Origin of the sequence: Nonomuraea sp. NPDC050536, assembly GCF_044457685.1 — a bacterium.
In the GTDB taxonomy this organism is placed as follows: Bacteria; Actinomycetota; Actinomycetes; order Streptosporangiales; family Streptosporangiaceae; genus Nonomuraea.
Genome location: NZ_JBITHD010000006.1, coordinates 454,367 through 465,063 on the forward strand (window position 1 = coordinate 454,367; position 10,697 = coordinate 465,063).

Genomic DNA, 10,697 nt, shown 5'->3' on the forward strand with positions numbered 1-10,697 from the left:
ACTCAATGGAGGGATCATGACGGATCCGATCGTGGTCGCCGAGGGGCTGCACAAGTCCTTCGGCGACACCCATGCACTACGCGGCCTGGACCTGAGCGTCCCGAAAGGAACGGTCTGCGGGGTGCTGGGGCCGAACGGCGCGGGGAAGACGACCGCGGTGCGCATCCTGGCGACCCTGTCCGATCCCGATGCCGGGCACGCCCGCATCGCCGGATACGACGTCGTCCGCGAGGCCGACCAGGTACGGGCGAGCATCGGGCTCGCGGGTCAGTCCGCCGCCGTGGACGAGAAGCTCACCGGCCGCGGCAACCTGCGCATGTTCGGCCGGCTCTACCACCTGCCGCGACGCCAGGCGCACCGGCGGGCCGATGAGCTGCTGGAGCGCTTCGGTCTGATGGACGCCGCCGACCGGCCGGTTCTCGGCTACTCCGGCGGCATGCGCCGCCGCCTCGACCTGATCACCTGTCTCATCCTGCGCCCCGAAGTGCTCTTCCTGGACGAGCCGACCAATGGCCTGGACCCGCGCAGCCGCGGCGAGATCTGGGACAGCATTCGCGAGCTGGTGGCCGACGGCACCACCGTGCTCCTCACCACCCAGTACCTGGATGAGGCCGACCAGCTGGCCGACGACATCGCCGTCATCGACCACGGGCAGGTGATCGCCACCGGCACTCCCGACGAGCTGAAGGCCACGATCGGCGACCGCCTCGACATCACCCTCGAAGACCCCGCAGCACTGCCCGCGGCGATGACCGTCCTGAACACCCTCACTGGCACCGATCCCACGATGACGGGCGCCGACCGGCTCAGCGTCGCCCTGCCCGGCGGCCGCCTCCGGCTCGCCGACATCGTGCGCGAGCTCGACCACGCCGGAGTCGCCGCCGCCGACGTGAGCCTGCGCCGCCCCACCCTCGACGAGGTGTTCCTGCGCCTCACCGACCGCAAGGAGACCGTGCGATGACCGTCCTCACCTCACCACTGGGCCGCCTGCGCTGGACGCTCACCGACGGGCTGACCCTGGTCGGCCGCGAGCTGGGCCGGCTGCGGCAAGAGCCCGGGCAGATCGTCGCCGCGCTGGTCTTCCCGGTCATCATGGTGGTGCTGTTCGGGTACGTCTTCGGCAGCGCCATCCAGGTGCCGGACGGCGGCGACTACCGCGAGTACCTCATGCCCGGCCTGTTCGCGATGGTGACCTTCTCCGCGTGGTTGGGGGTCATGACGCGGATGGCCACCGACGCCTCCCGCGGTGTGATGGACCGGTTCCGCTCCATGCCGATGGCGCGCTTGGCGGTGCCGTTCGGGCAGACCGGCGCCGACCTGCTGACCGGCCTGCTGATGCTGGCCATCATGGTGGGCGCGGGCCTGCTGGTGGGCTGGCAGCCGCACCGCGGCCTGATCCCCACGACCCAGGCGTTCCTGCTGATGATCGTGCTGCGGTACGCGCTGAGCTGGGTGGGCGTCTACGTGGGCCTGGCGGTGAAGAACGACCAGGTCGCCGACGCGATGGTGCCGCTGGGCCTGCCGTTCACGATGCTGTCGAACGCGTTCGTCCCGACCGGCGGCATGCCGGGCTGGCTGCGCTTCCTGGCCGACTGGAACCCGGTGAGCGCGCTCACCGCCGCCTCACGGGAGCTGTTCGGCAACCCGGGCGCCCCGTCCGGAAACGTGGCCTGGCCACTCACGCATCCGGTGATCGCCGTCCTGCTCTGGTCGGCCGCGCTGCTGGTGATCTTCGTCCCGCTCTCGCTCCGCGCCTACATGCGCAGAGGACGCTGAACGCTCCAGGCATCTGCAGACCGCGTGTTCTTGGCCCACCGGCTCGGGTCGGACTCCGCTCTTCATCCTGTGCCCCAGCGGGCCGAGACAGTGGCCCCCCGAGCCGGCCGCGGGGTCATCTCGTCCAGCAGCCGGGGTTCCACGAGACGCTCTTGTTGCCGGAATACGTCGCCTGAGTGGTGTCGGCGACCTGGATGTGTCCGTCGGTGTACTTGTAGATCAGCTTGACCTGGTACGTCTGCACGATCTCGGAGATCCGCGCCGAACGGTTCGGACCGCCGGGCAGCCAGTACGTGCACCGGGAATCCAAGCTGCGGGGAAACCATTCCCCATGGGATTGCTCGATGACGTGGTCCCTCGCGGTGGCGTTGTACGCGGTGCCGAGCCCGCCCTTCCACGGGTTGAAGGCCACGTCGCTGCTGGAATACTTGCACACCTGGACATTGTCCTTTTTGAAATTGGGGCTGTCCTTGCCGGCGGCCACTCCCCACGTCTCCGTGTCGGTGCAGGATTCGTAGTAGCGGGCGGAGCCGGTGGGCGAAACTTCCACCGTGATCGACGGCTGATCGGCCATAGCCGTGGTGGGTACGCAGAACAATGCCGCGGTCATCGCCGCTGCCGCCGCGCCGGCCCGCGCCACCGTACCGCGACCGAAACTGAAGTCCATTTGATCGTCCTTTCCTGGTGCTGTCCTCAGTGCCATGCCTGACAGTAAGGAAAACGACTTGGGAAGCACTGAAGCCGATCTCCCGAAAGACATGAGAACGACTTGGGTGTGACTTGGCGGACGCGCTCCGCCGGCCACGAAGCAGCGGCCAGCGAAATCGGACCATCGGTCCTGTCTCTCCGTCCAATTCGCCAGGAGCATGGTGAACGCACCCGATGCCCGTGGGGAGGAAGCGATGGTGGGACGGACGATCGTGGACATCAGCTCGTCGGGCGGTGCGCGGTGATGCTTCTCGCCCTGGCCGCCGCCGCCCTGTACTCAGCTGCTGCAGCATGCCGCCCTCACCAGTCAGCTCGAGGCTCAGCGCCTCTTGACTTCACGTGTAAGGTTCTCGAAGTGCTTGATCAGCCTTCGCGACAAAGGTGATACGCATGTCATATCCCTCCCATGACCGGCGCCCGGAACCAGCGCGGCCGAGAGTCAACCCGGCGCGAGTGTGGGGAGGCGGGGCGGCCGCTGCGGTGGTCGCGGCACTGATCGTGGTGGTCGGAGTCATGATCAGCAAGAGGATTCTCGGCATCCGCGTTCTCACCCCCGACGGGGCGACCGCGTACGGCAGCTCGGCAACCACGGGATACGCGATCTCGGCGGCCGCTGCCGCGCTCGTCGCCACGCTGCTGCTCTACATCCTCATGCTGTCGACACCGGAGCCGACCAAGTTCTTCGGCTGGATCGCCGGGCTCTTCACCGTCATGATCACGATCCTGCCGTTCATGCATTCCGCCGACCTCATCGAGCAGATCGCCACGGCCGTAATCAACCTGGTCATCGGCATTGCCATCGTCTCGCTGCTGACGTCGATCGGGCGCACAGCGATCGAGGAGATGCCTGACCCCGAACCATTCCCGTACGGCCCGCCCCGTGGGCACGAGCCGCGCGCCTACGAACCCCGGGGGCACGAGCAGCCCAGATACCACCAGCGCACGCACGAGCGCCGAAATTACGACCCGTACGACTGAGGATCCCCGCCTTCTCCAGCTCGCGCAGGATGCCCCACACGCAGGCTGCGGTCAGGTCGTGGGTCTTGCCCGGCAGCGCGCCGGATGTCCACAGAATCGTCCCGTCCGGACAAGGCCGGCTTCGAGTCTTTGGGGTTGACCTGCAGCATCGGGCAGCGGATGCAGGCTTCTCTGAGCCAGACCATCGCTGGCTTGCAGGAGTCGCCTCGGACCACTGCTTCGCGTTCGGCTCTTGCTGCCGTGAGTGAGGCTCTTGACCCTCACGTGGCGTCAGGCTGCATAGTCGGTGCCGTGGAGGATCACTGGACCGTGGGACACGTGGCCGAGCTGGCCGGCGTGAGCGTCCGCACGCTGCATCACTATGACGAGATCGGGCTCGTTCGGCCGTCGGCGCGGACCGCGGCCGGGTACCGGGCCTATTCGGCGGGTGACGTGGAGCGGCTGCGGGAGGTGCTGGCCTATCGGCGGTTGGGCTTCGGGCTGCGGGAGGTTGCGGAACTGGTCGGCGACCCGTCCACCGACGCGGTCGCGCACCTGCGCCGAATGCGCGGCCTGCTGCTGGAGCGGCGTGATCGCGCTGACGCCATGGTGGCGGCCATCGACAGGGAACTTGAGGCGCGGGCGAAGGGACTGACGGTGACACCGGAGGAGCAACTGGAGATGCTCGGTGCACGGCTGTACGACGCGATCGGCAGCGCTTACACCGCGACACGGCGTACCGAGCCGCGGATCGCCGCGCAGATCTGGGACGCGCTCGGGGACGCGCAGACGGTGCTGAACGTCGGGGCCGGCACCGGCTCCTACGAGCCTGCCGATCGCGACGTGACCGCGGTGGAGCCATCGGCGGTCATGCGGGGGCAGCGGCCTGCCGACTCGGCGCCGTGCGTGGCCGCCGCCGCGGAGAGCCTACCGTTCGAGGACCAGTCCTTCGACGTCGCGATGGCCGTCTCCACCGTTCACCACTGGGGGGACCCGATAGCGGGGCTACGCGAGATGCGGCGCGTGGCCCACCGCGTGGTGGTGCTCACGTTCGACACCGACGAGCCCGGATGGCAGGACCGGTTCTGGCTTACCCGCGACTACCTGCCCGGGTTCGCCGCCGTCCTCGCAGAATTTCCCTCGCTTGCTGGGATGGTCGACGCGATCGGCGCCCGCGCTGAGCCGGTGCCCATCCCGTGGGACTGCGCTGATGGCCTGTTCGAGGCGTACTGGCGCCGACCGGCGGCGTATCTGGAGGATCACGTGCGCCGTGCGATGTCGGTGTGGACGAGGGTCGGGCCGGAGGCTGAGCAGCGAGCGGTGCGAAGTCTCAGCGACGACCTCGACTCCGGCCGGTGGGCCGAGCGCAACAGCGACCTCGCCGACCTCGACGCGGCAGATCTCGGCCTCCGCCTGCTCATAGCTTGAACCGCGTCGCAGCGTCAGCGTCATGGCGGCTCCTGGACGGCCCGCCGGTCATGTGCGGCCCTGAGCGGGCATGGCGCTGTGGACGGGACCGACGGCGCGACCCGGCATGCCCAGGTCGATCGCCCGCGAGCTCCGCTGGTCGATCCGCGCAAGCGTATCCTCCGCTCCGGCGAGGCTGATTCACAGACCTTCGATCTCGCCGAGCCATCAAGCGTGCTCATGAACACAAGGGCTTGAAAAAATGATCTGCGCTGGTTTCGCCGATGAGCATGGGAAACGGCTGCGAACCTTCCCAGGTGCCCTCCTGCGCTGAACCGGTTGAGGGCGTTTGGTCGCTTCTCAGGAGGCACCTGGCTGACTTCGCCGCCGCGGCGCGGGCGCTGGGCTCGTCCAGGCACACCCCATCTCCCGCCCGCGCAGACAGGCTTCGTACTCATCCGCGGCTGCCGCAAACCGGCAGGAAATCAGGGGCGCAGCAGGGGACGTCCTTCAAGCGCGGCTTCCCAGAGCTTTTCCGAGGCATCTTCAGTGTCGCCGTCTAGGAACTCGGGCAACAGGATGTCAGCCGCATCTTCCGCGTCGGAGTGTTCGAGGTAATTGCCCTTGGACACACGCAGCCGACGGGCCTTCAGTTCATCGACAAAGGTGACGTCGCCTCTGTCCCATGTTTCGAGCCACGCGCCCGCAGATGCAGCACCGTGTACGACGAACATTCCCGAGTCGGAGAGTTCCGTCATCAGCAGGCCCCCGACGGTGAGCGAGCCGCCGATGAACAGATTGCTGTCCAGGAGGCACATCAGGTGCTGCGCGGTGACCGAGCCGGTGACATAAAGCGGTGTGTAGACGTCTGCGTTCAAAAAGCGCATCGGCCCGTTGACTGTCAGGTCGCCATCGATGACGTAAACGGTGTCCTGCGCCAGACCAGGGTCGTTCCCTATCGACAAAGGCCCGTCTATGGTGAGGTCACCCTGGTTAACGAAGAAGCACTCTGGTTCGTCCCCGAAGAGTTCTTCCAGGTCCTCCACGTGGTTGTCGCTGGCTTTGCAGATGTCGTAGCGCTCTGCTGCCTCGGACAGCGGTACTGATTCCCAACGTGTGCTCCACTGTTCGAAGGACACCTGACTCCTCGCGTTCTGTCCGATCCCGGTTGCCGTGCTGCGGCCCGCAGCACAGCGAAGGCCATCCAACGAATCTTGCCACTCTGTCGCGGGCGGCATCGGTAGAACTGCGCAGTCCAGTCCGTATCTCTGGATGGGTACCCGGAGGGCAGGCCGCGACGGGGCAGGAGTCCTGCCCCGTCACGGGCGTGACGGCCCTGGGAGCGGTGGCTACTGACCGTCCGGAGCCCGGGCGGGTCACGGCGTACGACTCGGCATACGGCTGCGGGTCACACATCAGGCCCCGAGCCGAGGGGGATTTCATCGCAAGTCCCTTATGGTGGCGGGTGGTTGGGATGCCGAGGGAGACTCGTGCCCGGCGTGTCAGGCGGGCTGCGTCGGTTTGTTTGGTGCGGACGAAGGTCAGGGTCATGTCGATGCCTTCGATCTCGCCGAGCCACTGCTCTTCCTCGGCTCACTTGCGGCGGAGGATCAGCTCTGTCTCGATCTCCGCGAGTCGGGGCAGCATCCTCGGGTTGACCCTGCGGCATCGGACATCGGATGCAGGCTTCTCTGAACTATGGGGCCGTTCCGTCCCAAAGCCTCTGATCTGGAGCTCTCTGAGCCGAATTGGTGATGCCAGAGGAATGACAGCGAGATGTTCCGGAGAGCGAGAGCCGCTCCGCCTGCCGCCTCAGTACTGTGACTTCGCATGACCGACACTGAGATCGAGATCACCGCAGACCTGGTCCGCGACTTGCTGCAGGAGCAACATCCAGACCTTGCAGGGCTGGCCATCCGCGAGGTGGTGGGCGGTTGGGGCAACCAAATGTGGCGCCTCGGGGACGAGTTGGCCGTGCGCATGCAGCGCATGGACCCCACCCCGGAGCTCCAGCTCAAGGAGCGGCGATGGCTACCCGTGCTGGCCCCGCGCCTGCCGCTCCCGGTGCCGACCCCTGTGCGGTTCGGCGAACCGTCCGAGCGCTTCCCCAAGCACTGGACCGTGATGACATGGGTTCCCGGCGAGCCGCTGGACCACGGCTCGATCAGCCGCGGCGCCCACGCGGCCGACACGCTGGCGGGCTTCCTCCAGGCGCTCCATGTGGAGGCGCCCGCCGAGGCGCCGATCGCTACGGATCGCGGTGCCCATCCCAGGAACTGCACGGACGGCTTCGAGAACTTCTTCCAGGCCGTTGCCCCCGACGACATCGCTGCCGACGTCCGGGACGTCTGGGACGACGCCGTCGCGGCCCGCGCATGGCAGGGCCCGCCGGTGTGGGTGCACGGCGACCTCCATCCCGCGAACGTCGTCGTCTCGGACGGAACGCTCTCGGGCATCATCGACTTCGGTAACATGTTCGCCGGCGATCCGGCGTGGGACCTCGCCGCCGCATGGGTGCTGCTACCCGCGGGCACGGCCGCACGGTTCTTCGACATGTACGGGCATGCAGACGAGGCGGCGATCCGGCGCGCCCGCGGGCTGGCCGCTATGAAGAGCCTCTTCCTGATGCTCATGGGGCAGAACGGAGATCGGGGCCTTCCCGGCGGCAAGCCGAACTGGGGACCTGCAGGCCGGGCGGCACTTGATCGTGTTCTGAAGGGCGTTTGATGCACATTTCTTGAACTTGTTCTCGATCTTGGTTGAGGGCCATGCGGCAGCCCACCTTCGTGGGGTTCATCGATCACCGCGCGTGGTGGGGATGCCGAGGTCCACGGCCGTATGCTGCCCGTGGCCCCGATCGAGCTGGCGGAGCTTCTCCTCGGCGCCAGCCAGGCTGACCTGGAGACCTTCGACCTCGCCGAGCCAGCCTTCCGTCCTCGGCTTCGGCGATTCGGGCGATCAAGTTGTTGCGGATCTCGGCAAGCCGTGCCCGTTGGGCCGGGTCAAGTCGGAGGAGTGAGCATCTGACTCAAGCGTGCTCATGAATGCATGGGGTCCCGAAGGCGCGTGCGCAGGTGCCGATGGACACCTTCCGTTTCTCGAAGTGGGCGAGGAAGGTGTCCCACTCTTCTTCAGTCGGGATCCGGTACTCCTCGCTGGGGGGCGGATCGACGGCGGGCGATGAACGCCCGGTGAGCCTCGATCGTTTCGGCGGGATAGACCGCCTTGTATCCGATCGTGGTGTCGATGCTCTTGTGCCCGCAGATCACCTGGGCAATGTGCGGGGGTAGGCCATTCATGATGGCGTCGGTCACGAAGATCCTTCGGAAGTCGTGGGGCGAGAAGGTGAGTGCTTCACCGTTGGCGTTGGTCAAGCCGGTGGCGGCCAGCGCGTTGATCAGCAGCTTTCGGAGCGCGGTTGGTGTGAATGCGCGGTGTTCGGAGCCGATGCCTCGTTGGAACAGCAGCGGCATCGGCGGGTTCCGCGCGCATGAGCTCGTCCTTGGCATTGAGGCGCGGGCTGGCGACCTCGACGCTCTTGCCGTCGGGGCCGGTGAGAGCGCGCTTGTCTCGGTCGCTCGGGATCATCCCTCTCGGTGCCGAGCGCTCCGGGATGTGGCCGGTCGAGGGGTTCTTCATGTTCGACGAGGCCGCGGTGACCGTCGAGCTTGTCTCCGGGCATCTCACCGTGACCCAGCCTCGCGAGATCGCGATGAACGCAGCGGTGTTCAGCGAGTTGGCAGAGCCGGCGGTGTACGGCAAGCCGGCGCGGGCACTCATCACGGCGGCGTTGGCGAGGCGCATTCGCTCGCTCGTTACCCGAGTTAGGAGCGCTACGGGGCGGTGAGCGGTTCGGCCTGGAACGCTTGGCGCAGGGTCGCCTCGAAGGCCGGCGCCTCGGGCAGAGGCACAGAGCCGATCCGGCGTACCGGGACGGCAGGGGTCCACGAGTTCATCACTGCGGCCCCGGCCAGTCCTGGCAGGTCGGCCGGCCGGATCGGCTGGACGCGCTGTGGTACTCCGAGACGGCCGAGTTGCCGTCGGACGATGCCCATCGTGGTCCCGGTCAGCATCTCGGCCTGCGGCCACACCACAGCACTCCCGTCCCAGAAGGCCAGGTTCCAGATCGACGCCTCGCTGAGCCGGCCCTGACGGTCAATGAAGGCGGCGTCGTCGAAGCCGTCCGCGACGGCCTGGCGGAGGTAGTACGTCTTGGCCACCTCACCGACGTGCTTCACCGCCGCGAGCACCCGTTCATGCTCCACCACCGCCAACGCGAGGGGACCCTCGGGGCCGGATGCCGGCGGTCCGGTGCGGACGAGCACCTCGGGCTCGGCGTCCGCCGGTGTGAACTCTCCCGCGGGCGTGTACACCGTGGCCGTCAGCGAGAGGTCGGCCGGTCCGGCCTGGATGGCCGCCCGCAGCAGGTCTCGCACCCGGTCGTCGGGCATCGCGCGTCCGAAGAGCGTCAAGGAGGCCCCCCGCAGCCGTTCCAGGTGCAGGTCCAGGCCCCGGATCCGGCCGCCACGCACCTGCATGGCGGTGAAGTGGGCATACCCGGCGAACGCGAGCGGCGCCAGGTCCTCGGCCTCGGCGACCCGGCCGTCACGCTGCACAACGAACGAAGACATATCTCACTCCCAGCAGTACGGAATGTGCGTCCTGCGGGCGAAGTTAAGGGTTGACATTGATGGCAAGGTCAAGCCGGGGAGTGGAGCAGGCACATGCTGATCGGCGAGTTGTCCCGGCACACAGGGGTCAGCACGCGGCTGCTGCGGTACTACGAGGCGCAGGGCGTGCTGCGGGCCCGTCGCGGCACGAACGGCTACCGCTTCTATGACGACGATGCCGTGGTCACCGTGCGCCAGGTGCGCGCGCTGCTGGAGGCGGGCCTGTCGACCGAGGTGATCCGCGTGGTGCTGCCGTGCGTACGCGGCGAGCGCCCCGACTTCGAGTGGTGCGCCGAGCTCTGGGACATCCTGAACGGCGAGCTCGAGGCCATGAACGAGCACATCGGCGACCTCCAGCGCAGGCGCGACGTCCTCGCGGGCTTCGTTCGGGACCTGTAGGACTCTGCTGGTTAACTCGGATGGGTGGCTCCGGTTCATGATCTGATGGTGCCTGTCCTGATCATGAACGGTGTGGCAGCAGTCGTCGTTGTCTTCGTCCTGGCTGCCGGGGTGGATGGAGACGGCGATGTCGATGCAGCCGATGCCGTGGCCGGAGCCGGCGCCCGAGGTCGCGGCGGCGATCCGGGCGATCTACGGAGGTAGACGGCAGGTGCCGTTACCGGTCCGGGTGCGTGATGAGCTCGGCGAGGTGTTCGCCGATGAGGCGTTCGCAGGCGCCTTCGGCAAGGAGGGCCGGCCGGGCTGGTCGCCAGGACGGCTGGCGTTGATCACGGTGTTGCAGCGGGTGGGCAACCTCACTGACCGGCAGGCCGCTGAGGCGGTGGCCACTGATCTGACCTGGAAGTACGCGCTCGGCCTGAGCTTGGACGACCCGGGCTTTGATGCCAGTGTGCTGAGTGAGTTCCGCTCCCGGGTGATCGCGCATGAGCTGGAGGACAAGCCTCTGGATCTGCTTTTGTCGGCGTTGCAGGAGCGGGGCTTGCTGGCGGCGGGGGGCAAGCAGCGCACTGACTCCACGCATGTGATCTCCGCGGTGCGGGATGTGAACCGGGTGGAGTTGGCCGGGGAATGTGTGCGGGCCGCGTTGGAGGCGTTGGCGGTGGCCGCGCCGGGCTGGGTGCAGCAGGTGCTGGAGGTGCCCGGCTGGGCCGAACGCTATCGGCTGCGGGTCGATTCCTGGCGGATGCCCACCTCCAAGACCAAGCAAGAGGAACTGGC

12 protein-coding genes and 1 pseudogene are annotated in these 10,697 nt (G+C 67.5%); 8 read left to right on the forward strand and 5 right to left on the reverse strand.

From position 1 onward, the window contains the following. Nucleotides 1-16 precede the first annotated feature (16 nt). Both ACIBHX_RS20705 and ACIBHX_RS20710 read left to right on the forward strand, forming a co-directional pair. Nucleotides 17-961, forward strand: a complete 945-nt coding sequence (locus ACIBHX_RS20705) for an ATP-binding cassette domain-containing protein (protein WP_397068757.1) — start codon at nucleotides 17-19, stop codon at nucleotides 959-961. Beyond that, nucleotides 958-1,776 (forward strand): ABC transporter permease, encoded by an 819-nt coding sequence (locus tag ACIBHX_RS20710; protein WP_397068758.1) that lies wholly within the window; start codon nucleotides 958-960, stop codon nucleotides 1,774-1,776. Before ACIBHX_RS20705 ends, ACIBHX_RS20710 begins: the two co-directional genes overlap by 4 nt. A 115-nt stretch (nucleotides 1,777-1,891) precedes the next feature. Here the strand turns inward: ACIBHX_RS20710 and ACIBHX_RS20715 are convergent, their stop codons facing one another. Then, nucleotides 1,892-2,443: a hypothetical protein gene (locus tag ACIBHX_RS20715; protein WP_397068759.1), complete on the reverse strand. Its 552-nt coding sequence runs from the start codon at nucleotides 2,441-2,443 to the stop codon at nucleotides 1,892-1,894. Nucleotides 2,444-2,874: 431 nt separating this feature from the next. Here ACIBHX_RS20715 and ACIBHX_RS20720 point away from each other — a divergent pair, with 431 nt between their 5' ends. Further along, entirely contained in the window at nucleotides 2,875-3,462 is a 588-nt protein-coding gene (locus ACIBHX_RS20720) for a DUF6069 family protein (protein ID WP_397068760.1), read from the forward strand. A 27-nt stretch (nucleotides 3,463-3,489) separates the two neighbouring features. Here ACIBHX_RS20720 and ACIBHX_RS20725 read toward each other — a convergent pair. Further along, nucleotides 3,490-3,571: pseudogene (locus tag ACIBHX_RS20725) on the reverse strand (IS5/IS1182 family transposase); the annotation flags it as partial. Between the two features lie 182 nt (nucleotides 3,572-3,753). On the opposite strand from ACIBHX_RS20725, the gene ACIBHX_RS20730 reads away from it, so the two are divergent. Continuing rightward, entirely contained in the window at nucleotides 3,754-4,869 is a 1,116-nt protein-coding gene (locus tag ACIBHX_RS20730; RefSeq protein WP_397068761.1) for a MerR family transcriptional regulator, read from the forward strand. A gap of 464 nt (nucleotides 4,870-5,333) precedes the next feature. Here the strand turns inward: ACIBHX_RS20730 and ACIBHX_RS20735 are convergent, their stop codons facing one another. Next, the gene (locus ACIBHX_RS20735; RefSeq protein ID WP_397068762.1) at nucleotides 5,334-5,987 is read right to left on the reverse strand and encodes a hypothetical protein; all 654 of its coding nucleotides are present in this window, start codon (nucleotides 5,985-5,987) and stop codon (nucleotides 5,334-5,336) included. Nucleotides 5,988-6,678: 691 nt separating this feature from the next. On the opposite strand from ACIBHX_RS20735, the gene ACIBHX_RS20740 reads away from it, so the two are divergent. After that, nucleotides 6,679-7,575, forward strand: coding sequence for an aminoglycoside phosphotransferase family protein (locus tag ACIBHX_RS20740; protein WP_397068763.1), 897 nt, complete (start codon nucleotides 6,679-6,681; stop codon nucleotides 7,573-7,575). Nucleotides 7,576-7,979: 404 nt separating this feature from the next. On the opposite strand, the gene ACIBHX_RS20745 is transcribed toward ACIBHX_RS20740, so the two are convergent. Then, nucleotides 7,980-8,321 (reverse strand): tyrosine-type recombinase/integrase, encoded by a 342-nt coding sequence (locus ACIBHX_RS20745; protein ID WP_397068764.1) that lies wholly within the window; start codon nucleotides 8,319-8,321, stop codon nucleotides 7,980-7,982. Between the two features lie 164 nt (nucleotides 8,322-8,485). Here ACIBHX_RS20745 and ACIBHX_RS20750 point away from each other — a divergent pair, with 164 nt between their 5' ends. After that, nucleotides 8,486-8,695: a hypothetical protein gene (locus tag ACIBHX_RS20750; protein ID WP_397068765.1), complete on the forward strand. Its 210-nt coding sequence runs from the start codon at nucleotides 8,486-8,488 to the stop codon at nucleotides 8,693-8,695. Here ACIBHX_RS20750 and ACIBHX_RS20755 read toward each other — a convergent pair. Beyond that, the gene (locus ACIBHX_RS20755; protein ID WP_397068766.1) at nucleotides 8,682-9,479 is read right to left on the reverse strand and encodes an aminotransferase class IV family protein; all 798 of its coding nucleotides are present in this window, start codon (nucleotides 9,477-9,479) and stop codon (nucleotides 8,682-8,684) included. The two genes, ACIBHX_RS20750 and ACIBHX_RS20755, sit on opposite strands and share 14 nt — an antisense overlap. Nucleotides 9,480-9,572: 93 nt before the next feature. Between ACIBHX_RS20755 and ACIBHX_RS20760 the strand changes: the two genes are divergently transcribed. Both ACIBHX_RS20760 and ACIBHX_RS20765 read left to right on the forward strand, forming a co-directional pair. Further along, nucleotides 9,573-9,917, forward strand: a complete 345-nt coding sequence (locus ACIBHX_RS20760) for a MerR family transcriptional regulator (RefSeq protein ID WP_397068767.1) — start codon at nucleotides 9,573-9,575, stop codon at nucleotides 9,915-9,917. A 127-nt stretch (nucleotides 9,918-10,044) separates the two neighbouring features. Beyond that, nucleotides 10,045-10,697 (forward strand): transposase (locus ACIBHX_RS20765; RefSeq protein WP_397068769.1); only part of this gene is annotated, 653 nt, incomplete at its 3' end.

Bases quoted from the DNA above. Each gene is read 5' to 3' on its own strand.
- ACIBHX_RS20760 (WP_397068767.1), top strand. From the start codon at position 9,573: ATGCTGATCGGCGAGTTGTCCCGGCACACAGGGGTCAGCACGCGGCTG.
- ACIBHX_RS20705 (WP_397068757.1), top strand. From the start codon at position 17: ATGACGGATCCGATCGTGGTCGCCGAGGGGCTGCACAAGTCCTTCGGC.
- ACIBHX_RS20740 (WP_397068763.1), top strand. From the start codon at position 6,679: ATGACCGACACTGAGATCGAGATCACCGCAGACCTGGTCCGCGACTTG.
- ACIBHX_RS20755 (WP_397068766.1), bottom strand. From the start codon at position 9,479: ATGTCTTCGTTCGTTGTGCAGCGTGACGGCCGGGTCGCCGAGGCCGAG.
- ACIBHX_RS20720 (WP_397068760.1), top strand. From the start codon at position 2,875: ATGTCATATCCCTCCCATGACCGGCGCCCGGAACCAGCGCGGCCGAGA.
- ACIBHX_RS20745 (WP_397068764.1), bottom strand. From the start codon at position 8,321: ATGCCGCTGCTGTTCCAACGAGGCATCGGCTCCGAACACCGCGCATTC.
- ACIBHX_RS20715 (WP_397068759.1), bottom strand. From the start codon at position 2,443: ATGGACTTCAGTTTCGGTCGCGGTACGGTGGCGCGGGCCGGCGCGGCG.
- ACIBHX_RS20710 (WP_397068758.1), top strand. From the start codon at position 958: ATGACCGTCCTCACCTCACCACTGGGCCGCCTGCGCTGGACGCTCACC.
- ACIBHX_RS20750 (WP_397068765.1), top strand. From the start codon at position 8,486: ATGTTCGACGAGGCCGCGGTGACCGTCGAGCTTGTCTCCGGGCATCTC.